General features: G+C 45.6%; 26 protein-coding genes. 15 read left to right on the forward strand and 11 right to left on the reverse strand.

Annotated elements, in window-relative coordinates:
- Nucleotides 1-2: 2 nt before the first annotated feature.
- Nucleotides 3-167 (reverse strand): hypothetical protein, encoded by a 165-nt coding sequence (locus A3IK_RS21460; protein ID WP_211209392.1) that lies wholly within the window; start codon nt 165-167, stop codon nt 3-5.
- Between the two features lie 232 nt (nt 168-399).
- Nucleotides 400-1491: a tRNA epoxyqueuosine(34) reductase QueG gene (gene queG, locus A3IK_RS0101585; RefSeq protein WP_020558205.1), complete on the reverse strand. Its 1092-nt coding sequence runs from the start codon at nt 1489-1491 to the stop codon at nt 400-402.
- Between queG and A3IK_RS0101590 the strand changes: the two genes are divergently transcribed.
- The 8 genes from A3IK_RS0101590 to A3IK_RS0101625 all read left to right on the forward strand — a co-directional run bounded on the left by A3IK_RS0101590 (nt 1490) and on the right by A3IK_RS0101625 (nt 9518).
- On the forward strand, nt 1490-2962 hold the full coding sequence (locus tag A3IK_RS0101590) for a bifunctional ADP-dependent NAD(P)H-hydrate dehydratase/NAD(P)H-hydrate epimerase (RefSeq protein ID WP_020558206.1): 1473 nt from the start codon (nt 1490-1492) through the stop codon (nt 2960-2962). The genes queG and A3IK_RS0101590 overlap by 2 nt on opposite strands.
- The gene (tsaE, locus tag A3IK_RS0101595) at nt 2959-3387 is read left to right on the forward strand and encodes a tRNA (adenosine(37)-N6)-threonylcarbamoyltransferase complex ATPase subunit type 1 TsaE (protein ID WP_020558207.1); all 429 of its coding nucleotides are present in this window, start codon (nt 2959-2961) and stop codon (nt 3385-3387) included. Before A3IK_RS0101590 ends, tsaE begins: the two co-directional genes overlap by 4 nt.
- 129 nt (nt 3388-3516) lie before the next feature.
- Nucleotides 3517-4734, forward strand: a complete 1218-nt coding sequence (locus A3IK_RS0101600; RefSeq protein ID WP_020558208.1) for an N-acetylmuramoyl-L-alanine amidase — start codon at nt 3517-3519, stop codon at nt 4732-4734.
- A gap of 127 nt (nt 4735-4861) precedes the next feature.
- Nucleotides 4862-5647: a carbon-nitrogen hydrolase family protein gene (locus A3IK_RS0101605; protein WP_020558209.1), complete on the forward strand. Its 786-nt coding sequence runs from the start codon at nt 4862-4864 to the stop codon at nt 5645-5647.
- A gap of 25 nt (nt 5648-5672) precedes the next feature.
- A complete protein-coding gene (locus A3IK_RS0101610; RefSeq protein ID WP_020558210.1) occupies nt 5673-7331 on the forward strand; it encodes a flavin monoamine oxidase family protein in 1659 nt (552 codons plus the stop codon).
- A gap of 108 nt (nt 7332-7439) precedes the next feature.
- Nucleotides 7440-8825: an oxygen-independent coproporphyrinogen III oxidase gene (gene hemN / locus A3IK_RS0101615; RefSeq protein ID WP_020558211.1), complete on the forward strand. Its 1386-nt coding sequence runs from the start codon at nt 7440-7442 to the stop codon at nt 8823-8825.
- A 74-nt stretch (nt 8826-8899) separates the two neighbouring features.
- Nucleotides 8900-9139: an AbrB/MazE/SpoVT family DNA-binding domain-containing protein gene (locus A3IK_RS0101620; RefSeq protein ID WP_020558212.1), complete on the forward strand. Its 240-nt coding sequence runs from the start codon at nt 8900-8902 to the stop codon at nt 9137-9139.
- 4 nt (nt 9140-9143) lie between these two features.
- Nucleotides 9144-9518 (forward strand): type II toxin-antitoxin system VapC family toxin, encoded by a 375-nt coding sequence (locus A3IK_RS0101625; RefSeq protein ID WP_020558213.1) that lies wholly within the window; start codon nt 9144-9146, stop codon nt 9516-9518.
- Nucleotides 9519-9581: 63 nt separating this feature from the next.
- Here A3IK_RS0101625 and A3IK_RS0101630 read toward each other — a convergent pair whose 3' ends face one another.
- Nucleotides 9582-11204, reverse strand: a complete 1623-nt coding sequence (locus tag A3IK_RS0101630) for an ABC-F family ATPase (RefSeq protein ID WP_020558214.1) — start codon at nt 11202-11204, stop codon at nt 9582-9584.
- Nucleotides 11205-11465: 261 nt separating this feature from the next.
- Between A3IK_RS0101630 and A3IK_RS0101635 the strand changes: the two genes are divergently transcribed.
- Entirely contained in the window at nt 11466-12095 is a 630-nt protein-coding gene (locus A3IK_RS0101635) for an MBL fold metallo-hydrolase (protein WP_020558215.1), read from the forward strand.
- Between the two features lie 28 nt (nt 12096-12123).
- Nucleotides 12124-12693 carry a CAP domain-containing protein gene (locus A3IK_RS0101640; RefSeq protein WP_020558216.1) on the forward strand — a complete coding sequence of 190 codons (570 nt, stop codon included), beginning with the start codon at nt 12124-12126 and terminating at the stop codon, nt 12691-12693.
- 6 nt (nt 12694-12699) lie between these two features.
- Here the strand turns inward: A3IK_RS0101640 and A3IK_RS0101645 are convergent, their stop codons facing one another.
- Both A3IK_RS0101645 and A3IK_RS0101650 read right to left on the reverse strand, forming a co-directional pair.
- The gene (locus A3IK_RS0101645; protein WP_020558217.1) at nt 12700-13893 is read right to left on the reverse strand and encodes a GNAT family N-acetyltransferase; all 1194 of its coding nucleotides are present in this window, start codon (nt 13891-13893) and stop codon (nt 12700-12702) included.
- A gap of 56 nt (nt 13894-13949) precedes the next feature.
- On the reverse strand, nt 13950-14441 hold the full coding sequence (locus A3IK_RS0101650) for a rhodanese-like domain-containing protein (RefSeq protein ID WP_020558218.1): 492 nt from the start codon (nt 14439-14441) through the stop codon (nt 13950-13952).
- 141 nt (nt 14442-14582) lie between these two features.
- On the opposite strand from A3IK_RS0101650, the gene A3IK_RS0101655 reads away from it, so the two are divergent.
- The 5 genes from A3IK_RS0101655 to hemF all read left to right on the forward strand — a co-directional run bounded on the left by A3IK_RS0101655 (nt 14583) and on the right by hemF (nt 19430).
- Nucleotides 14583-15653 (forward strand): NAD(P)/FAD-dependent oxidoreductase, encoded by a 1071-nt coding sequence (locus A3IK_RS0101655; protein ID WP_020558219.1) that lies wholly within the window; start codon nt 14583-14585, stop codon nt 15651-15653.
- Nucleotides 15654-15669: 16 nt separating this feature from the next.
- On the forward strand, nt 15670-16554 hold the full coding sequence (locus A3IK_RS0101660; RefSeq protein ID WP_020558220.1) for an NAD(P)-dependent oxidoreductase: 885 nt from the start codon (nt 15670-15672) through the stop codon (nt 16552-16554).
- Between the two features lie 309 nt (nt 16555-16863).
- The gene (locus A3IK_RS0101665) at nt 16864-18141 is read left to right on the forward strand and encodes a type II toxin-antitoxin system HipA family toxin (RefSeq protein WP_020558221.1); all 1278 of its coding nucleotides are present in this window, start codon (nt 16864-16866) and stop codon (nt 18139-18141) included.
- A complete protein-coding gene (locus A3IK_RS0101670; RefSeq protein ID WP_020558222.1) occupies nt 18138-18422 on the forward strand; it encodes a helix-turn-helix transcriptional regulator in 285 nt (94 codons plus the stop codon). Before A3IK_RS0101665 ends, A3IK_RS0101670 begins: the two co-directional genes overlap by 4 nt.
- Before the next feature lie 93 nt (nt 18423-18515).
- Nucleotides 18516-19430 (forward strand): oxygen-dependent coproporphyrinogen oxidase, encoded by a 915-nt coding sequence (gene hemF, locus A3IK_RS0101675; RefSeq protein WP_020558223.1) that lies wholly within the window; start codon nt 18516-18518, stop codon nt 19428-19430.
- Nucleotides 19431-19456: 26 nt separating this feature from the next.
- Here the strand turns inward: hemF and A3IK_RS0101680 are convergent, their stop codons facing one another.
- From A3IK_RS0101680 to rph, 6 genes are all read right to left on the reverse strand, one after another.
- Nucleotides 19457-20176 carry a lysophospholipid acyltransferase family protein gene (locus tag A3IK_RS0101680; protein ID WP_020558224.1) on the reverse strand — a complete coding sequence of 240 codons (720 nt, stop codon included), beginning with the start codon at nt 20174-20176 and terminating at the stop codon, nt 19457-19459.
- 70 nt (nt 20177-20246) lie between these two features.
- A complete protein-coding gene (locus A3IK_RS0101685) occupies nt 20247-20603 on the reverse strand; it encodes a hypothetical protein (RefSeq protein ID WP_020558225.1) in 357 nt (118 codons plus the stop codon).
- Between the two features lie 3 nt (nt 20604-20606).
- On the reverse strand, nt 20607-20912 hold the full coding sequence (locus A3IK_RS0101690; protein ID WP_020558226.1) for a hypothetical protein: 306 nt from the start codon (nt 20910-20912) through the stop codon (nt 20607-20609).
- Nucleotides 20913-21154: 242 nt separating this feature from the next.
- Nucleotides 21155-21694, reverse strand: a complete 540-nt coding sequence (gene gmhB / locus A3IK_RS0101695) for a D-glycero-beta-D-manno-heptose 1,7-bisphosphate 7-phosphatase (protein ID WP_020558227.1) — start codon at nt 21692-21694, stop codon at nt 21155-21157.
- Nucleotides 21688-22287, reverse strand: a complete 600-nt coding sequence (locus tag A3IK_RS0101700; protein ID WP_020558228.1) for an XTP/dITP diphosphatase — start codon at nt 22285-22287, stop codon at nt 21688-21690. Before A3IK_RS0101700 ends, gmhB begins: the two co-directional genes overlap by 7 nt.
- The gene (gene rph / locus A3IK_RS0101705) at nt 22284-23000 is read right to left on the reverse strand and encodes a ribonuclease PH (RefSeq protein ID WP_020558229.1); all 717 of its coding nucleotides are present in this window, start codon (nt 22998-23000) and stop codon (nt 22284-22286) included. Before rph ends, A3IK_RS0101700 begins: the two co-directional genes overlap by 4 nt.
- Nucleotides 23001-23019: the final 19 nt, after the last annotated feature.

Raw genomic sequence — 23019 nt, forward strand, 5'->3', positions numbered from 1 at the left:
CATCATAATCCGTATTGAGAGGCTATATAGTTTTTCTCGGTCTCTGTTAAATGCTCATATTGCACAGTTGGCGGTTTCGCTGCTGCTGTAGTGGCTGAACGACCACGGGCATTTAGTGCGGCTGTGCCACTGTGTGCAACAGTGGCATGTGACCCTTCTGGGTTCATGTTATACACACCATAAGCCTGGCGTTGCCAATCTTGGTATAGCTCACTATCTTGTACAGTCGAGCAGCTCGTTAATCCAACACAAATCATTACAGCTAGCACGCAGTTTATTATTTTTATCATGGCGTCTTGCTTGGGGTTGTTTACTGTATGTGTTTATATTTGCAAAGTTTATCGAGGCATGCAGCTATATTCGGATAAATGGGGTAAGGCTACGATGGTTGGATTAGTTTTAGTGATCGTCGGTGCAGTTATTAGTATTTTTATGCTGTTCTAGTGCCCACTCAATATGGGTACGCACGAGAGCACTCGTCGTGGTGCCGTATACTTGGGTTAGAGCCTGTATGACTATCGGCTGAGTGGGGGCATTACCGAGCGCTATGGCAAGGTTGCGTTGCCAACGTTCATGCCCTATCCGGCGTATGGCAGACCCTGCTAAGTAGTCATTAAATTGCTTCTCACTCCACAAAAATAACTCTACCAAGGTGCGCCGATCTAACTGATGGCGAATCGCAAAATCGGTTTCTGTTGAAGTTTGAGCAAAGCGATTCCATGGACAGACTAATTGGCAATCATCGCAGCCATAGATACGATTCCCAATGGCTTTGCGGAATATTTCGGGAATGATACCTGCATGTTCAATGGTTAAATAAGAAATACAGCGTCGTGCATTTAACACATAGGGCGCAATAATGGCTTGAGTCGGGCAAATATCAATGCAGGCGGTACAACGCCCACAATGCTCTGCAACCATGTGGCTAGGTGCTAAGGGTAAATCGGTATAAATCTCACCTAAGAAAAACCACGAGCCTGTTTCACGATTTAGTACATTCGTATGTTTACCCATCCAGCCTAAACCGGCATTAATAGCAATGGGTTTTTCCATTACCGGAGCACTATCGGTGAAGACACGATAGCCAAATTCTCCTACCCATTGTTGAATACCCTGAGCTAATTTTTCTAGGCGTTGTTTGAGGACTTTATGGTAATCACGTCCTAAAGCATAGCGTGAAATATAGGCCAGATTAGGGTGATTAAGGACATCAATGGGGTCTAATCCCTCTGGTGGTAGATAGGACATCCGTACACTAATAATGCTTAGGGTATTCGGTACGAGTTCTGCAGGGCGAGTACGTTTACTACCATGCTTAGCCATCCATGCCATATCACCCTGATAACCTAGGCGCAGCCACTCTAGTAAACGTGTCTCAGTAGCCCCTAAATCGATAGCACTAAAGCCAATAGCATCAAATCCTAGTTGCTTTCCTAGCCGTTCAATTCTAGTGTTAAGGTCAGAAGGGATTGAGTGTCGAGAATTCAACATGTTAGTAATGACCGAAAAGGTTTATAACACCACACAGATTCGTGCGCTTGAGCACGCTGCATTTGAGCAAGCATTATCAGCGTGGGAACTCATGCAACGAGCAGGCTATGCAACGTTTGAGCATATCAGCAAACAATGGTTACAGAGTCAATCATTATGCATAGTCTGTGGTGCAGGCAATAATGCCGGAGATGGCTATGTCATTGCAGCCCTAGCCCAAGCAAAAGGCTGGCGGGTTGAGGTAGTCGCTTTATGTGGTGGAGAGTATTTACCAGAGCCTGCTAAGACGGCTTATCAAGCCTTTAAAGATGCCAATGGTGTGATCCAAGAGTGGAATAATCAGTTACCGCAGGCAGATATTTATGTGGATGCTTTATTGGGTATTGGTTTGAGTCGTTTAGTCGAGGGCGATTATAAAAAAGCTATTGAGCGACTGAATCAAGTTAATGAGCCTGTGATCGCGGTTGATATCCCTTCAGGATTAAATGCTAATACAGGGTGTGTGATGGGGGTGGCAGTGCGAGCCTATCAAACCATAACTTATATTGGCCTAAAACAGGGACTACTGACGGGGCAAGCTGCCGATTATGTTGGGCAGATTATTTGCCATGCTTTAAAGCTGCCAACCAAAGTATTAAAAACCGTCAAAGTGCCCATGGGCTATGTATTAAATTCGCAGCATTTGAGCCAAGCACTCCCTAAACGCCCCCGCAATGCCCATAAGGGTATGGCAGGTCATTCTTTGGTAGTAGGGGGAGCCTTGGGGATGGCTGGTGCAGTACGCCTAACAGGTGAGGCTGCTTTACGTACTGGCAGTGGCCTAGTCACTGTAGCCACCCATCCTATGCATGCTATGGTCATTAATAGTAATCGACCTGAGCTGATGGTAGCGGGTATTGAATCGTTGGAGCCATTATTCGCTTTAATAGAGCGAGCTTCCGTATTAGCGATTGGGCCGGGATTGGGGCAAAGTAATTGGGCACTAGATTTATGGGAATGTATTAAAACCAGTCAATTACCGATAGTCATGGATGCCGATGCCTTAAACTTACTAGCAAAATATCCCTTTAAGCGTGAGGATTGGGTCTTGACTCCGCATCCGGGAGAGGCTGCACGCCTCTTAGCAACCGATGTACAGACTATAGAACATGATCGAATTGCCGCTATTTATGCTTTAAAAGAGCGTTATGGCGGAGCTGTTGTCTTAAAAGGGGCGGGAACGTTGATTTTAGGTGATGAGGGGCTAGTGTTTTGTACGGCGGGTAATCCGGGCATGGCAAGCGGAGGTATGGGGGATGTATTGACGGGCATTATTGCCGCACTGATTGCTCAACGTTTTAGCCCCGAAAATGCCGCACGGGTGGGGGTCTTAGTACACGCCATAGCAGGGGATATTGCCGCACAACAGGGCGAGCGAGGATTATTAGCTAGTGATTTAATAGCACAGTTACGTGTAGTGGTGAATCCGTGAAAAAACAAACTGAATATTTTAAGCCTAGTAATGAAACTGAAATGGAGGCATTAGGTGGATTACTAGCACAACGTTACCCCACCGGATTAGTCACTTTAAGGGGGGATTTAGGGGCAGGCAAAACGACATTAGTACGGGGCTGGCTACGGGCTTTAGGTCATCAGGGTACGGTTAAAAGCCCTACCTATACCTTAGTCGAGTCTTATCAGTTACAAGGGCGTGAGATTTATCATTTTGATCTCTATCGTCTCAATGATCCTGAAGAGTTAGAATATATGGGAATACGGGACTATTTAGCTCAAGACGCATTATGTTTAGTAGAGTGGCCTGAACGAGCACAGGGCATTTTACCTGAACCAAACCTCGAAATTGACGTTTATTACATCAATACTGGAAGAGAGGTTAAAGTTAATTATTTTAAATAAAACAAAAAGTTATAAGATAAATGTAAAAAACTACTTGAAAAAGAGCGCTGCTTGATTAAGATCTATAGGGATTAGATCGAATAATTTTGGGGTTTCCGCCCTTTTTATAACGCTTGCTGGTAGCTCGCCATGGATAGTAAACATTTAGCACGACGTAACTTTCTGCTAAAAGCGGGGGCTTTTGCCTGTGCTACAGGAGGTTTGTGGCTTCCTTTAAACAATCTAGCAGTCGCTAGCACTAAATTGACTGGTGCTCGTCTTGCAGGTAATGCCGGTCAATTAAAGTTCTCATTGGTATTAAACCAAGCAGTAAAATATAAAATTTTTACCTTGACTGAGCCAGATCGGGTGGTCATCGATTTATTAGATACAGCTCTAGATGGTAATTTAAAGCAAGGTGAGCATAATCGCCCCCCACTGCAAGGTATTCGTTACGCAATGCGTGAGGATGGGTTGCGGGTCGTGCTAGATATGGCACAGGCGGTGGATTTTAAAAACACCTTGGTACAATCCGGTAATGAATATGTATTCGAGGTGTTATTAACGCCTAGAGGTCGCCCTGTTGCTGCTGCACCGGCTGAGAACTCTAGTAAACCTGTAGCGGTAACAACGGAGCCTAGTCGGGCAAGCCGTCCTTTTACGGTGGTGATTGATGCCGGACATGGTGGTCGTGATCCGGGAGCTATTGGGCGTGGCGGTACTAAGGAAAAAGATGTTGTTCTGGCAGTAGCCCGTAAACTAAAAGCTCAGATTGATCGTACTGCTGATATGCGAGCGGTGATGACACGAGATAGTGATGAGTTAATTCCTTTACGCCGTCGCTTAGAAATCGCCCATGAAAAGAAAGGCGATATATTCGTATCCATTCATGCGGATGCGAGTAATAACTCCCGTTTAGATGGTTCTTCAGTCTATATCCTCTCCAATGATGGGGCTTCGAGTGAAGCTGCACGCATGCTCGCCGAGAGTGAAAACTCCTATGATCTTCGATTCGGAGCAGTCAGTTTAGCCGATACTAGTGAACGAATTGCCTCAGTATTATTGGATTTGAGTAAGAATCATATTATTGATCAAAGTCTGATTGTCGCTAAAGGGGTGCTACGTGAATTAGCTCAGGTGAGCGCTCCTTTACGTACTAAAGTAGAAAGTGCTGGGTTTATAGTATTGAAATCGCTCGACATTCCATCTCTTTTAGTGGAAACAGCCTTTATTAGTAATCCTTACGAAGAGCGGCGTTTACGTACTGCGCAATACCAGCAACAACTAGCTGATGCTCTATTCCGTGGCGTTAGACGCTATCAAATGGTACAGGCACAAGAGCTAAAAGGCCGGATGGAATCGGTCTAGAACTAGACCCTGTGTTGGTTAAGTTCTAATCTATGCTGTTGAAGTATTCGATTTATAGTAGAGTGCTTCAACTCCATTAGGCTTCATGCTCTAATAGCCTGTCGACACGTCATCAGTGAGGTAGGTTATGCGCATTGCCTTAGTTCAGTGTTCGCCAAGGGCTAGTTTAGCACTTGCTGTTTCCTCCTTAACCACGTTCATTACTCAAGCTAAGGCTCAACAAGCTAGCTTATTAATCGTGCCGGAAATGTTTTTAACCGGCTATAATATTGGTGCGGAAGCTTGTCGTGCACAAGCGCTCTCGCTCCAAGACCCCCGTTTTCAAGCACTTCAAGCACTTGCCCGTGAGCATCAAATAGCCTTAGTCATTGGCTTTCCTGAGCGTGATCAAGACACCATTTATAATAGTGCCGCCTTTATCGATGAGCAGGGGCAGGTATTAGGTCGCTATCGAAAAACCCATCTCTATGGTTCGGTCGATCAGGCTCAATTTAGCGCCGGGATTTCACTCTGCCAGCCATTTACCTGGCAATGCTGGCAATGTGCTCTAGCGATTTGTTATGACATTGAGTTTCCTGAAGTGGCCCGTAGCTATGCCTTGCAAGGGGTTGAGTTATTACTGGTTCCTACAGCCAATATGCACCCGTTTGATTTAGTGTGCCGCCATATTATTCCTACGCGTGCAGCCGAGAATACCTTGTATATTGCTTATGCCAATTATGTAGGGCGTGAAGATCCCTTTGAGTACTGTGGGCAATCCTGTATCTGTGATCCCTCTGGGCAAGTATTAGCACGAGCCAATAGCGATGCTGAGATTTTACTACTAGCTGAGTTAGATAAAGCAACCTTACAAACCGCTCGTGAATCCTTAACCTATCTTACTGATCGTCGCTCTCATCTATATCAACTATAACATGTAAAATATTAGGAGCTTAGCTATGTCAACCGCTCAACCAGTCACTTTATTTGGCCCTGACTTTCCTTTTGCCTATGATGATTGGCTGCAACATCCCGCTGGATTAGGGGCGATTCCGACACAGCACTATGGCAAAAAGGTAGCGATTATTGGTGCAGGGATTGCGGGCTTAGTAGCTGGGTTTGAGCTAATGAAAATGGGATTGCAGCCGATTTTTTATGAATCAGGGCAATTAGGTGGGCGCTTACGCTCGCAGCCGTTTGAGGGTGCAGAGGGAGTCATTGCCGAATTAGGAGGGATGCGCTTTCCTGTCTCGTCGCGGGCTTTTTATCACTATGCTGATTTGCTAGGAGCTGAGAGCCGCCCTTTTCCTAATCCTTTAACCGAAGCAGCAGGGTCTACCGTCATTGATCTAGAGGGGGAAACGTTTTATGCCCAAACGCTGGCTGATTTACCCCCGATCTTTCGAGAGGTAGCTCAAGCGTATCAGGCGGCACTAGAGGAGGGAGCACAGTTTAGTGCCCTACAACAAGCGATTCGGGAGCGTGATAAGGCTAAAATTAAAGAGCTATGGAACCCGATTGTGCAACGCTGGGATGAGGGCACCTTCTATGATTTTATTGTCCAATCTAAAGCCTTTAGCCAATTAAGTTTTAGGCATCGTGAGATCTTTGGGCAAGTGGGGTTTGGTACAGGCGGGTGGGATTCCGATTTTCCCAATAGTATGCTGGAAATTTTGCGGGTGAACGTGACCGAGTGTGATGATCATCAACGCTACTTTGTTGGCGGTGTCGAGCAAATTCCCCGTAAGCTATGGCAATACGCCCCCGCTCAACTCGCTCATTGGCCGGAAGGTACAACACTAGCCACCCTGAATCATGGTGCTCCACGCTCAGGCGCTACGGCTATTTTCCGTGATGAAAAAGGTTTGCTCAATATTACTGATCAATGGGGAACTGCCACGAGTTATGATGCGGTGATTGTGACTTGTCAGTCGTGGCTATTAAGTACTGCCATTCAGACCCAAGAGAGCCTATTTAGCCAAAAGCTATGGATGGCCTTAGATCGCACCCGCTATATGCAATCCTCAAAAACCTTTGTGATGGTTGATAGGCCGTTTTGGAAGGATAAGGATTCTGAAACAGGGCGCGATGTCATGTCTATGACACTGACCGATCGTCTCACCCGTGGCACCTATTTATTTGATAATGGCCCCGATCAACCGGCGGTGATTTGTCTGACTTATTCGTGGATGTCTGATGCCTTGAAAATGTTGCCGCTCCCTATTGAGCAACGTGTGAAATTGGCATTAGGTGCTTTAAAGAAAATTTATCCAAAGGTCGATATTACTCAGCATATTGTGGGTAATCCGATTACGGTGAGCTGGGAGGATGATCCTAATTTCTTGGGAGCCTTTAAGGGCGCATTACCAGGGCATTATCGCTATAACCATCGTATGTTTGGGCACTTTATGCAAGATCAGTTACCAGAGCAGGAAAAAGGGGTTTTTTTAGCAGGTGATGATATTAGCTGGACACCAGCATGGGTGGAGGGTGCGGTACAAACTAGTCTCAATGCGGTGTGGGGCGTGATGCGGCATTTTGGCGGACACTGTGCAGCCGATAATGCAGGACCAGGTGATGAGTATCCCTTATATGGGCCGATTGCTTTAGCGGATTAGGCGAGTAGCCGAAAAAATGGAGGGTGATATTGCGCTAAGTCATTGCAAGTTTTGGTGGTATAGCGCATTTGTATCTTTTGCTTTGCTGATGGAGTCTCAGAGGTTGGTATGAGTATTGTTGAATTTGATACAGCGCTAATTCGTCGCTATGACAAAGCGGGGCCGCGCTATACCTCTTATCCTACTGCGGTCGCTTTTAAGGCGTTTACAGCCGCGGAGTATCAAGCTCAAGCGCTCCATAGTAATCAACGCGCTAAACCCTTACCCCTATCACTTTATTTCCATATCCCGTTTTGTGATACGGTCTGTTTTTATTGTGCCTGTAATAAAATTGCGACTAAAGATCGTACTCTTTCGGATAAGTATCTCACCTATCTATTTCGTGAAATTGAAATGCAGGCCGCCTTATATGATCGTGCGCGAGTGGTGGAGCAACTACATTGGGGCGGGGGTACACCCACCTTTTTAAGCCATACTGAAATGCGAGCCTTAATGGCTAAAACGCGCGAGCATTTTACGCTATTGACTACGGATGAGGGGGACTACTCTATTGAGATTGACCCGCGCTCGGTCACGGTAGAAACCATCCATGTTTTACGTGAAACAGGTTTTAATCGTTTTAGTCTAGGGGTGCAAGATGTCGATGAAAAGGTCCAAGTAGCCGTCAATCGTATTCAACCTATTGAGCAAACACGAGCGGTGATTGAGGCTTGTCGTGCAGTAGGGGCTAAATCGATTAGTGTTGATTTGATTTATGGTTTGCCCTTTCAAACCGTTGAAAGTTTTCAACAAACGCTTCATACGATTATTGAATTAGCTCCTGATAGGATTTCGGTTTTTAACTATGCGCATATGCCGCACTTGTTTAAGCCACAGCGTCGGATTAATGAGGTCGATCTACCTACGGCGGAGATTAAATTACAGATTATGAAACTGGCTGTGGAGCAATTGACTACGGCTGGTTATGACTATATTGGTATGGATCATTTTGCTAAGCCCGATGATGAGCTAGCACGCGCTCAAGTCAATGGCACCTTGCACCGTAATTTCCAAGGTTATACCACCCATGCCGATTGTGATCTCATCGCAATGGGGGTGAGTTCGATTAGCAGTGTTGCTAATAGTTATAGCCAAAATGCTAAGACCTTAGGAGAGTACTATGCTGCAATTGATGCGGGTGTCTTTCCGGTGATGAAGGGCTTAGTAATGACAGAGGATGATGTGATTCGGCGGCATATTATTCAGGAATTGACCTGTCAATTTGCGCTAGATTTTGCCGAGGTAGAGCAGTTATTTGGGTTACATTTCGCAGAATCCTTTGCTCAAGAGTTAGCTGACTTACAATCTATGGTCGAGGATAAATTATTAGAGCTAACGAAGTTGAGTATTAAGGTAACTCCACGCGGTCGCTTTTTGATTCGTAATATTTGTATGATATTTGATAAGCACTTGCGAGAGCAGGTCACTCAACAGCGGTTTTCGCGGGTGATTTAGGGGTATTGCCATTTTATAAAATTACCACTACTCTAGATAACCAGTATAGGCTAAAGCCAATAGAGGTAACTGTCATGCAAGAGTATAGTATTGTGATTGGACAAAATGGGCGGATTGTTATCCCTTTGGATGTGCGTCGATTATTAAGCCTACAAGAAGGTCAGCGTTTATTATTACGCCTTGAAAATCAATCTGTTATTTTAGAAAAGCCAGTTGATATTGTGCAAAAATTACAAAATCGGTTCCGCACTATTCCAGTGAGTCTAGCAGCCGAGCTGATGCAGGAGCGCCGGCAAGAAGCGGCTAAGGAGTAGCTGTATGATTTTAGATGCTTCAGCTTTATTGGCTTTATTACAAGGGGAGGTAGGTGCAGATAAGGTACAAGCCGTTTTACACCGTGCCTTGATTAGTACCGTTAACTGGTCTGAGGTGGTTCAAAAGCTCAGTGTACATGATCCTGCTGCTGCTGAAATTCGGCCTGAACTCGAAATGACAGGGTTACGTATTATACCGTTTACAGTGGAGCAAGCAGAAATTGCTGCAAGTTTATGGGAGCAAGTTCGACCTTTTGGTCTGTCGTTTGCAGATCGGGCTTGTTTAGCTACTAGTATCGAGCGTCATATGGATGTGATGACCGCCGACCGTATTTGGACAGGGTTAAATTTACCGATTAATGTTCATGTACTGCGTTGATTATAGTGAGTAGATTTAAACTATAGTAAAAAAAGGGTAGCCCAAGACTACCCTTTGAAACGATTACTCTAAACCTTGTGAGGCCAGATACTCATCATAAGTACCACGGTAATCAATCACTCGACCATCACCTTTCACATCAAAAATACGAGTGGCTAGGGAGCTTACAAATTCGCGGTCATGTGATACGAAAATCAACGTCCCATCATATTTAGCGAGTGCACCGTTTAGGGATTCAATCGATTCCATATCTAAGTGGTTGGTGGGTTCGTCCATGATCATCACATTCGTACGTGATAACATCATGCGCCCGAAAATCATCCGGCCTTTTTCACCACCCGATAACACTTTGACTGATTTTTTAACGGTCTCACCACCAAATAGTAAGCGCCCTAAAGTACCGCGAATTTGCGTTTCGGCATCCTCACCTTCATAACCCTCTTTACGCACATATTCGGCTATCCAGTCGGTTAATGAGCGGTCGCTTTTGAATTCGTCCTCATGATCTTGTTCATAAGAGCAAATCCGCACTTTTTCGGCCCATTTCATAGTGCCTTTTTGTGGCTGTAATTGACCTTCTAATAATTTAACCAGTGTGGTTTTACCGACCCCGTTTTCCCCAATGACCGCTACTTTTTCTCCGGCTTCGATGGTAAAGCTGAAGTCTTTAATCAGTGGTTTTTCCATTCCTTCATAGCCAAAGGTGAGATTTTCCACTTCCACCGCAAAGCGGTGTAAGCGTTCTTTTTCATCATACTCAAAGCGAATCCATGGGTATTGACGGCTAGATGGTTTAACATCTTCGGGTTTTAATTTATCAATCAGCTTGCGGCGACTGGTGGCTTGTTTAGCTTTCGATTTATTAGCTGAGAAGCGGCGAATAAAGTCTTGTAGCTCGGTAATCCGTTCTTTAGCTTTGGCATTCGCATTCGCTTGACGTTCGCGTGCTAAGGTAGAGGCTTCCATAAAGTCATCATAGTTACCTGCATAGACTTGGATTTTCCCAAAGTCTAAGTCAGCGGTATGGGTACAGACTTGATTTAAGAAGTGACGATCATGTGAGATAATAATCATGGTCGATTCACGATTATTTAGGGTGTCTTCTAGCCAGCGAATCGTATTAATGTCGAGGTTATTGGTTGGCTCGTCCAATAATAAAATATCAGGATTAGCAAAAAGTGCTTGGCAGAGTAAGACCCGTAATTTCCAACCGGGCGCTACTTCACGCATGGGGCCTTGATGTTGCTCGGTAGGAATACCGACCGCTAATAGTAGTTCACCCGCGCGTGATTCCGCCGTATAGCCATCTAATTCGGCAAATTGCCCCTCTAATTCAGCCGCCTGCATGTAGTCATCTTCGGTCGCATCAGGATTGGCATAAATCGCGTCCTTGGCGGACATGATTTTCCACATTTCATCGTGCCCCATCATGACCACATCGAGCACGCGCACATCTTCGTAGGCAAATTGATCTTGGCGTAGATAAGCCATGCGTTCAGTGGAGTCTTTGGACACATTGCCATAAGAAGGGTCTTGCAGACCGCAGAGAATTTTCATAAAGGTCGATTTGCCCGCTCCATTCGCGCCAATCAAACCATAGCGATTACCATCGCCAAATTTTACCGAAACATTGTCAAATAATGGCTTAGCGCCAAATTGCATCGTGACATTAGCAGCAACTAACACCGGGGGAGTCCTCTTGAATTTTCGTGTACTGAACAATAGTAGTGGGGCATTACTGTAGCAGGTTTAGGAAGTAGGTGCAGCAGAAGTACTATTGACTAAAAAGTGTCATATTAAGTTTTTATACTTTTAATTTTTATTAATCAATAGTATAAATAGCGTTAGACATTTGAGGGAGTGTCTTAACACCAGCCTGATTAACCCCAGCGTGTGTCGGCAAAAATCAATGGTATGATTTAAGCATCATAACCATTGGAGCAAGCTATGAACTATATAACCATTCCTGTCACTGCATTTGCGCAAAACTGTAGCATTGTCTGGAATGAAGAGACTCGGCACTGTTCACTCATTGATCCGGGTGGCGATGCTGCCAAACTCATTAAGGCGATTGAACAGCATAAACTCATTCCGCAAGCGGTATGGTTGACTCATGGGCATATGGATCATGTGGGCGGAGCACGAGCGATTGCAGATCATTACCACATCCCCATTATCGGGCCGCAGGAAGAGGATGCTTTTTGGTTAGATGCTTTGCCTATGCAAGCACAGCGTTTTGGCTTACCCCATGCGGAAGCTTTAAAACCTAATCAATGGCTGAAGCACGGTGATACCTTAAAGCTAGATGATTATAGTTTTGAGGTGCGTTATACCCCCGGACATACCCCTGGGCATGTCGTGCTCTATAGTCCTGATTTAAAAACCGTATTTGTGGGTGATGTACTTTTTGCCGGTTCTATTGGGCGTACTGATTTTCCGCGCGGTAATCATCAGCAGCTTTTAGACTCGATTGCGAGTCAATTATTGACCTTAGAGGATGATATTGAGGTAGTACCCGGACACGGCCCTAATACTACCATTGGCTATGAGCGCCAAACGAATCCTTATCTAAGTTAACTAACCCAACCAAGCGAGGGAGTGGGCTATGCGTTATAAACTATTGGGAATACTTTTACTAATCTTAGCAGGATGTAGCACTAAGCCCCCCCCAACAACCGTACCCAGCACAACCATGCCGGAGTCAACCAAAAGTTGGTTTCAGCTCATGACCGCCTCCCATAATCGGGTCAGAGCGCAGTTAGGCTTACAACCACTATTATGGTCTAATCGTTTAGCCGGCTATGCTCAAGAGTGGGCAGATCACTTGGCTAGTACCAGTTGCACCATGATTCATCGTGTCGAGGCGGGTCGTAATCCAGCCAACTATGGTGAGAATCTGTTTTGGTCAAGCCCCTTAATCTGGGAGGATGGTAGGCGTGAGATAGCCCGTGTGAGTGCGGCTAGAGTGGTGCGCGATTGGGCAGCCGAGGTGAAGTTCTATAACTATGCAGCCGATACCTGTACGCCCGGCGAGCAGTGCGGTCACTATACGCAATTAGTGTGGCGCAATACCCGTGAATTGGGTTGTGGGATGGCCTATTGTCCCAATAGGGGGCAAATTTGGGTCTGTAGCTATAATCCCCCCGGTAATTGGATAGGCGAGCGCCCTTATTAATCAGGGTTAATGTTTGAAAGTAGGCATACCTGATGGTGCCGGTAAATAGGGTGCAAAGTGCTCACTCACTATTTCTGGTCTGTACGGTACATGCTCCCATACTTCACGCATATATTCAGCGACGGCTTGTTGTTCTTGTACAGTATGACGGGCAATGGCTTGGCGCATACCTGCATGGGCTACCCAATGACTTGATTGAGTCCGCGTGGGAATGAATCCCCGTGGAACTTTATGCTCACCCTGCGCCCCCGGCTCGAATACTTGTAAGCCGTGTTTGATGCAATGCTCAATGCCTTGATAGTAGCAGGCTTCAAAATGCAGGCTATCAATGTACTCAGTACAGCCCCAATGCCGTCCATAGAGATGGGTATTACTACTAAACATGAGTGACCCCGCAATACATGCATCTCCTTTATCCGCTAATACCAGTACAACTTGGTCGGGCAAATTGGCTGCGACTTGTTTGAAAAAGCCTTCATTGAGAGTAGGTACACCCCATTTTTCTTCAAAGGTACGGTTATAAAAGTGGGCAAAGTGTTCCCAGTCTTGTGGGGTAGCGGTGTGTCCATTGAGGCAGCGTAATTGAATACCCACATCCTGCACCTTACGCCGTTCTTGGCGGATATTTTTGCGTTTTTTGGGTTGTAGAGTATTCAGAAAATCGTCAAAGGTTTGGTAGTTCAGATTGATCCAATGAAACTGGCAATCGTGACGGGTGAGTAATCCCTGCGTGCTCAGCCAGTCTTGTTGGGCTTTAGGCGGAAATAGACAATGAAAAGTGCTAGCACCAAGTTCTTTAGCGAGTTGTAAAGTAGCGCTCAATAGTAAAGGATACAGTTCAGCCTCTCGACCACTTTGCACTAATAGGCGTTGGCCTGTTGCTGGAGTATAGGGGATAGCCGTAACCAGTTTAGGAAAGTAGCGCAGCTTATAATGATGGTAGGCTTGTGCCCACATTTGATCAAAAACAAACTCACCATAAGAGTTATTCTTAAGATACAACGGTTGGGCGGCGACTAAGGTATCTTGTTCATACACCACAATATGGTGTGGCAGCCAGCCAAAGGCTTCGCCTACGCAGCCATTTTGTTCTAGCGCCACTAAAAACTCGTGGCGCAGAAACGGATTATTATCAAGCACCAGCCTATTCCAAGCTTGGGGATTGATTTGAGTGAGACTGGAGATAATTTCAATACGCATACGCTTATTTCGCCAGAAATACTATAGCTTGTCTATGGTATTGAATCTTTGACTCCTTAAGGTTGTACGACCGGGCGTTTCTCAGCCATCCAACTCGCAATACCCCGTTGTACATTATAGACCTGACTATAACCGGCTTGGGATAACATCTGTGCCCCGATTTGAGTACGATTACCCGTGCGGCAAATAATGGCTACAGGCTTATTGGTGGGAGCCAGTTGAGCAATTTTGCTAGGGAAGGTAGGGTCAATATTACCTTTAGCATCAAATAGCGTGAGTAATTTACTGCCATTGATGATGCCGGTTTGTTGCCACTCATCTGGACGGCGAATATCCACTAAGGTGATACCCTGATCCAGTAGAGTTTGGAGTTGGGCGTTATTAATGTCTTCGATTTTACCAATGTTATTAGGTGCTGCCATCGTAGCCGCGTTAGCCGTTGAGCCAGTGGCATTAGGCATAGAAGGAGCTGAGGCCTCAGTATTGCTACCCCCACAACCTGCTAAGCTAACGGTGAGGAGCATAGTTAAAAGTAATGTTGATTTCATAATAGCCGTTTAGTGTTTGTTAGTGTAATTAAATAAAGCATAAGGATAGGCTAAAGCCCCAATAACGTCTACCGCTTTGCAAAGCCTAAGGCTAAGGTATAATCATTTTTTTCTACTAATTCTCCTGCCCAAAGGATAGCAATGAAAGATGTAATAATTGTCGGCGGTGGCCTTTCTGGCATGCTGACAGCCCGCGCTTTGCATCAAGCGGGTATGAGTGTCATGTTGATGGAGCAACATGAATTGGGGAGAGACTCTTCCTGGGCAGCCAATGGCATGCTCAATCCAGTTTATCCTTGGCATTGCCCCGCCCCGGTGATGGATTTAGTCTTAAATGGTTTACAGCACTATCCAGCTTTGAGTGCTGAGCTGAATACGGTTAGTGCGATTGATATGCAGTGGGAAATATCAGGAACACTTTATTTAGATCAAGCCGAGTATGCCGCAGCACAACGATGGGCGGCTCAATATCAACAAGAGTATGAACGACTAGCCGGAGCTGCCGCCTTAAAAAGGAGTGAGCTTGCTTTAGCCCCGACTTTTAGCGAAGGTTTATATTTCCCGCATTTTTGCCAGCTACGTAATCCGCGCCAATTAGCCGCCTTGCGGGCATGGTTACGCTCTTATCCAGTCTTAATCAGTGAGCATAATCCAGTGGAAAGCCTGATCATTGAAGATGGAGTCGTGCGTGGTGTGCGTATGGGGAATCAAGATTGGCTCGCTAAGCGTGTAATTTTGACCACGGGGGCTTGGAGTAATGGTTTTGCTGAGTTGCAATTGGGGATTCGCTCCACTACCACGCATAGTGTGATTTTCCGAGGTGAGCCAGAGCGATTGAAGCATATGGTCATTTATCAGGGGAAATCATTAGTACCTCGACGGGATGGGCGCATTGTGTTTAGCACCCCCTTAAGTGGGGATGCTATGGGGACTACCGATCCTTTGGCTGCTATGCAAGCAGAGGCTGTGGAACTAATTCCCGCCTTAGCCGATATTCGCATGCAACATCAATGGTGTGGTGTATTTCCTGAAACGCTGGATGGCCTACCCTATATTGGTGAGCACAGTCAGCTAGCCAACTTATGGGTGAATGTAGGATTAGCTCAGTATGGTTTAGCGGCTACCGTAGCCTCGGCGCGATTGCTGGTCGCTCAACTACTAGATGAAACACCAGAGCTTGATCCCCTACCGTTTAATTTAGCTCGTGCTTAGCCACAAAGGATTATCAATGACAACACTAAAGACAGCATTTATTGGTTTAGGCGTAATGGGAGCGCCCATGGCGGGGCACCTGCAAGCCAAAGGATTTCCCACCACGGTTTATAATCGCTCGGCTGAAAAGGCAGAGCAATGGGTGAAGCAATATGGCGGTGCTATGGCTCTGACACCTAAAGAGGCGGTGTCGGAGGCTGATATTATTTTCATGTGTGTGGGGAATGATAATGACGTGCGCAGTGTGGTGTATGGTGCGGATGGCATTATTGCTGGAATGAAAGAAGGTGCCTTGTTGGTCGACCACACCACAACATCAGCAACTTTAGCGTTAGAGTTGGCTGGAGCGTGTGATGCAATAGGCGCTCGCTTTATCGATGCTCCTGTATCAGGCGGACAAGTCGGTGCAGAAAAAGGCGCTTTGACGATTATGTGTGGTGGTTTGGAGGCTGATTTTGAAGAAGCTAAACCCGTGATGATGAGCTATGCCAAGTCGGTTAGTTTATTAGGTGAGCATGGGCAAGGTCAGCGCTGTAAAATGGTCAATCAGATTTGTATCGCAGGTATTTTACAAGGTTTGAGCGAGGCCATTTTATTAGCCGAGAAAAGTGGCTTAGATGTAGCGCAAGTGGTGGAGACGCTCAAGCATGGGGCAGCAGGTTCTTGGCAAATGGAGAATCGGGCTAAGACTATGGCAAAAGGTGAATTTAATTTTGGCTTTGCCCTCGATTGGATGCGTAAGGATTTAGCGATTTGTTTAAGTGAGGCCGAGCGTCATGGTTTGACGTTGCCACTAGCGGAAGCGACTAATGAGCGTTATGCAAAGTTACATGAAAAGGGTATGGGACGGATGGATACGTCGAGCTTGATTGAGGCGCTGCGGTTGGAGCAGAAGGGGTAGTTGAGTTATAGGGGTAATTCTGTTGAGTTACCCTGTAGGAGTCAGGTGAGTATTGAGTTGTAATAAATCCCATTTATTCCCATAAAGATCTTGGAAAACCACCACCATTCCATAGGCTTCACAGCGTGGCTTTTCATTAAAGATCACAATTATAGTTTTTCACTACTAAAGCAACACTACCGAGTTGTTGTTGGATAGGGTTAGTCACGTTTACTGCTACACAAAATTTGATAAGCAGGATTACTCAAAAAGGCTATTATAATAGCCATTCTACTCCCCAACTCAGCTAAAACTAGCTATTATAATGGCATGAAATGTACTATCGAGATTTTCCACGACAACGATTGGCAACCTGCCGCTACCTTTATGCCTGCCTCTGATGTCACTAGCAAAGGCTATAAGAGTGCAGGACGCTTGAGCTATGACACACTGTATGCGGCTCAATATGGTGATCAAGGTATTGGTGCAGCCATCAGTTGTCGTTACCCTGTTAATTTTGAGATTTATAGGGATGAAGCGTGGCCCGCATTCTTATTGGATATTTTACCTTCTGGTGCCGGGCGGCGTTTTTGGCTGCAAAAACTGGGTATACGTGATGGAGCCAGTGCCGATTGGTTATTACTATGCCAAGGGGCAGGTAATCCTATTGGTAATTTACGCATTCGTGAGGCTGTCTCAGTACTAGAGACTACTCCCCATACAGGTTTTACCTATGACGAAGTACTCAGTCGAGGTGATGCCTTTATTGAATATGCCTATCAGCATGGTGCGCCGATAGCAGGCTCTAGTGGTGCGCAAGGTGATGCGCCTAAGTTTTTGCTGACTCAGGATAAAAATCAACGTTGGCATGGTGATGGTATTTTGCCTGATGATCAGTGCTTGAAACATTGGTTAGTTAAATTATCTCGCAGTAATCGGCTAGATGATCTACGTGTTTTGCGTAATGAAGCCGCCTATTATGCTGTGGCTCATTGGTTTGGAGTACGCACAGGCGAGGCTTTAAAACTCGCAGAGGATATGCTGTTTATTCCACGTTTTGATCGAGTAGTTCAGGGGGATCAAGTACAACGTTTGGGCGTAGAAAGTCTTACCTCATTAGCAGGTATCAGTGATTTTGGTGTAGCTCTCAGTCAAAATGCCTATTGCCGTATCATTGCCCAATACACCACTCAACCTGAAACAGAACTACTAGAGTGGGTGCGTCGTGATGTGCTCAATGTAGCATTGGGTAATACCGACAATCATGGCCGCAATACAGCGATAATTCGTTATCCTAATAATCAAGTACTCCTAAGTCCTTTATACGACTTTGCCCCCATGATTCTGGATTCGCAGGGTATTGCGCGAGTATCGCGTTGGGAAAATGAGGAGCATTATGGGCAGCCAGAATGGTCTTTAGTCGCCAAATTTTTAATTCAATTAGGCTGTAATCCCATCAAGGTTTATGCTCTATTTACTGAGCTAACTCAAAAAGTACAAATGCTTGTTCCAGTACTTGATAGTTTTGGTGTAGATAGCGCATTACAACAACAGCTACAACCTCGTATTAAAGAGGTACTTCAGCACTTACAGGCCATAAAGCCATGACCCGTACTCGTAAACCCATTGATCCTGAAACATCAATCGCGATGCGTGAAGCTTTTTATGAGGCGGTAGATAGTGGTGGTTTGACTATCGCTGAGGGTGTCAAGCGTATGCGCGAGATTGTGAATATGACGCAACCCGAATTTGCCTATTGGCTGAAGATCGCACCACGTGCCTTAATGGATATTGAGCGTGGGGTCGGTAATCCACGCTTGAGCACCTTACTGAAAATTGCTAAACCGTTTAATTTGAAAATTGGTTTTATTCACAAACCTAAAGCTTAAAAAATCACTAATCCTGTTATTTTATGCCCCGCGTAAGAGCACTCTGCGTTAAAATGGCTTATTTTCTATAAGTCATTTTTTGAGTATCCGAGTATGAATCAACCTGATATTGCAGCGGTTAAGCAATACTTACTAGCATTGCAAGATGATATTTGTGCGCAATTAAGTGCCGAAGATGGTCAAGCCTCGTTTGTAGAAGATGCGTGGGAGCGTCCTGCAGGGGGAGGTGGACGCACGCGTGTGATTAGCAATGGTGCGGTATTTGAGCAAGGTGGGGTCAATTTTTCCCATGTGTTTGGCACCCAACTTCCCGCCTCTGCCACAGCACATCGCCCTGAGTTGGCGGGGCGCGGGTTTCAGGCTATGGGGGTATCGTTGGTGATTCACCCGCATAATCCTTTTGTACCTACCTCGCATGCAAATGTGCGCTTTTTCATGGCGGATGATAAAGAGGGTGCAGCACCAGTATGGTGGTTTGGTGGGGGCTTTGACTTAACACCTTATTATGGCAATGAAGGTGATTGTCGTGAGTGGCATCAAACCGCAAAAGATGCCTGTGACCCCTTTGGTGCCGAGGTTTATCCCCGCTTTAAACAATGGTGTGATGAGTATTTTTATTTAAAGCATCGTCAGGAAGCACGCGGGGTGGGCGGTTTATTCTTTGATGATTTGAATGAGTGGGATTTTGAAACCTCGTTTGCTTTTATGCGTAGTGTGGGTGATCACTATATTAAAGCCTATCGCCCCATCGTGAATCGGCGCAAAAATACGCCTTACACCGAGGAACAACGCGACTTTCAGCTTTATCGACGTGGGCGTTATGTCGAGTTTAATCTGGTTTATGATCGTGGTACGATTTTTGGCTTGCAAACTGGCGGGCGCACCGAGTCGATTTTAATGTCGTTACCCCCCTTGGTGAAATGGCGCTATAACTGGCAGCCTGAGCCGAATAGCCTAGAAGCTAAGCTGTATACGGATTTCCTACCCCATCGAGATTGGTTAGCCTGAGTGTATGATCCATACAATGCTTACCCTTAATGGGGTAAGCGTTGGCGCTCGGCTTCAATCCACGCTTGGGCTTGTTCGGTGACTGCATTGGCAGTTAAATTAGTGGTGTCAATTACAGGCCCAATACTCAAAGTGACTACTCCAGGGTATTTAATAAAACTGTGACGTGGCCAGAAAACCCCCGAATTGTGAGCCATGAGTAAGACGGGTACTTGTGCATAAGTGGCTAAAATCCCGCCCCCAATTTTATAAGGTACTTTCTCAGTCGCTCCAATGCGCGTACCTTCTGGAAAGATGGCTATTGAAATACCATCGTCCAATTTTTCCTTACCTAATTGCTTAATCTGAGCAACCGATGAGCGTCCATCTTTACGATTAATAGCAATTGGTTTGGTATGCACCAACCCCCAACCAAAAAATGGAATCATCAATAATTCGCGCTTGAGCACCCAAGTGACCCGATCGACCAGTTGGGGAATAATCAAGGTCTCAAACGTGGATTGATGATTCGATATAATCACTACGGGGCGCTGAGGTAAATGTTCTTGTCCACGTACTTGATAGGTGAGATTACAAGTGACTTTGAGCCACCACAGGTTAACACTACCCCATGAACGTACTATTTTACGATTCAGCGCTTCGCTGAATAAAAACTGCAACGGGGATATGAGGCTATACACCAATATACTGAGTGCAAATCCAAGCCAAAACACTGCGGAACGTAGGGTCAAGCCTAAAGTTTTCATAAATCTACCTTAAAAAAAAGACCGAGGGATTATAACGGTTTTTAGGCGATAAATAGCGAAAAGGAGTAGCTTATTGCCAAATAGGGATAGCCTCGCGATCATCATACCAGACGACAAAGGGAGCATTCATCCAGTGAACACAGAGGTATTGTCCAGGATAAATGCGTCCATCTTGTGGGTCGATGAAAGAGTAATAGTACATAAGTGGTAGCCATCTAGATTCGTACCCAGAGCGTACATAATACTGAGCTATACTCCAAGGTGTCTCTCCTAGCTCCACTCGGTGTGCCTGTACACAATCTTGATGTAGGGTAATATCAAATTGAGCAGGGATATAAGCAAGGGATGGAGTGGGGTCTGGTTCATAGAGGTAAAGAATCCACAAGACCAATATTCCAATAATTAACACATAAATAGACTGACTCATCCCTTAGCTACCCGTTGTGGGTGGACGGTTGCGATCGCGTTGCTCGATTAGGCGCTGTTGTGCTGCCTTAATGAATTGGTCATTAGTGTCGGGAAGCGCCTTGGCCTGAATATCATGCATAATACCCTTGATAAAACCATCCTTATATCCTTCTTCGCGCCCCTCTTTAGAGCCTGCTTTTTTGCCACGCTCATAGCCGTCTTGCCAACTAACATAGGTGACTCCAAGGGTCACGGAAATAATAAGCACTAGCTCAATACGCTGAAATATCCACATGATGATTTGCTGGATAATATCTGATATATCCATAGATAATTCTCGCCTCTCGTAATAGTAAGCGCTTTGTTTTGTGCTGTAACTTTGAAGTAAGCTGTAAAAGCTATTTAAAACGGATGCCCATAAAAATCAGTAAGTACGCTTAGGGGAAAGAGTACTTAACAATATTTATACTTGATTTAGGGTTAAAGCGCAGTATTTTTAATCAAGATAGTGCAGGAGAGGTTTTCACCCTAATAGACAGCAAATTAGGGTTTCATGTGAAACCTTGCAAACTAGGATTGATTAGATAGCAAGGCATTAACCGCTGCTTGCAGATCTGGATAGACCGCTATATGAGCTGGTAATTTGCCGCTGGCAATAGTGCGTTCACCTTTACCTGTGAGGACTTGAAGATAAGAAATGCCGAAAGCACTTGCTGCCTGATAGTCGCTAATCGAGTCCCCTATCATAACGACTTCACTGAGGGGAACATTAAAGTGCCGTACAATAGCCGCTAGCATCCCAGCCAAGGGCTTGCGACAAGTACAACCCTCTTCAGGGCCATGGGGACAATAAGCAATATAGTCGACCTGAGTATTAAAGGGCTGGAGTAATTGTTGCATTTTAGCGTGCATGGCATGTAAGGTTTCAAGGGTATAAAACCCTCGTGCTAGACCAGACTGATTGGTCGCTATGGCAACCTGATGTCCTGCTTGCTTTAAGGCCACAATGGCTTCAATACTGCCCTCAATTGGTTGCCACTCTTCCACACTTTTAATATAAAAATCGGAGTCCTGATTAATAACCCCATCCCGATCTAAAATAATTAGCATGATGATAGTAAACGTTGCTTGAGGAGTTTAAGCGCTTGAGCACGATGGCTAAGTTGATTTTTTAACGTTTTATCCAGTTGAGCCGCCGTACAACCGTACTCAGGGACATAGAATAAAGGATCATAGCCAAAACCCTGATCACCTTGAGTTTCAGTTAAAATCCTACCCTTCCAACGGGCTTCAACAATAATGGGGGTAGGATCTTGTGCATGCCCCACCCATGCAAGACAGCAATGAAAATGCGCGGTACGTTGTTCGGTGGGAATACCCGCTAAGGCTTGGAGTAGCTTAGTATTATTCGCCCCATCATTAGTAGGTATACCAGCATAGCGAGCCGAGTAGATACCCGGAGCACCTTGTAGTGCATCGACTACTAAACCAGAATCATCCGCTAGTGCGGGTAAGTTAGTAAGGTGTGCTGCATGACGCGCTTTTAAGAGGGCATTTTCAATAAAACTTAAGCCGGTTTCTTCCGCTTCAGGTGCATTTAATTGCCCTTGTGGAATCACTTCATAGCCAAAATCGGCCAACAAAGCGGCAAACTCACGGACTTTGCCTTGATTATTTGAAGCAAGCACTAGCGTTTTAGTCATTCTGCTAAGGCCTCACGCTGCGTTTGCATGATCTGTTGAATACCCTTTTCAGCGAGGGCTAAGAGGGCATCTAGTTCATCACGGCGAAAGGCATGCCCTTCTGCAGTACCTTGGATCTCGATAAATTGCCCCGCTTCATTCATGACCACATTCATATCGGTTTCGGCGTTAGAGTCTTCTGCATAGTCCAAATCGAGTACCGGTACGCCCTCGAAGATACCCACCGAAACCGAGGCGATTTGTCCATGTAGGGGATTACGTTTGATTTTGCCTTCTTGAGTGAGTTTGCTTATCGCATCACAAAGGGCAACATAGGCACCACTAATGGAAGCAGTACGAGTGCCCCCATCGGCTTGGAGGACATCACAGTCAATAGTAATCTGGATTTCACCTAAGGCTTCTAAATCGACGATGGAGCGTAAAGCACGCCCAATCAGGCGCTGAATCTCCATCGTGCGTCCGCTTTGTTTACCCTTAGCAGCTTCCCGTTGGGTACGTGAACCCGTCGCACGGGGTAACATGCCGTATTCAGCGGTGATCCAGCCTTTACCTTTGCCCTTTAAAAAGGCGGGTAAACGCTCTTCAACACTGGCGGTACAGAGTACTTTGGTATTACCAAACTCTACTAATACCGAACCTTCAGCATGACAAGTATAGTGGCGCGTAAAGCGTACCGTGCGCAAAGTATCTGGGTTACGTCCGCTAGGCCTCATAGTTATTCTCTCACAGTAA

It is taken from the genome of Thiofilum flexile DSM 14609, from assembly GCF_000380185.1.
Taxonomy (GTDB): Bacteria; Pseudomonadota; Gammaproteobacteria; order Thiotrichales; family Thiotrichaceae; genus Thiofilum; species Thiofilum flexile.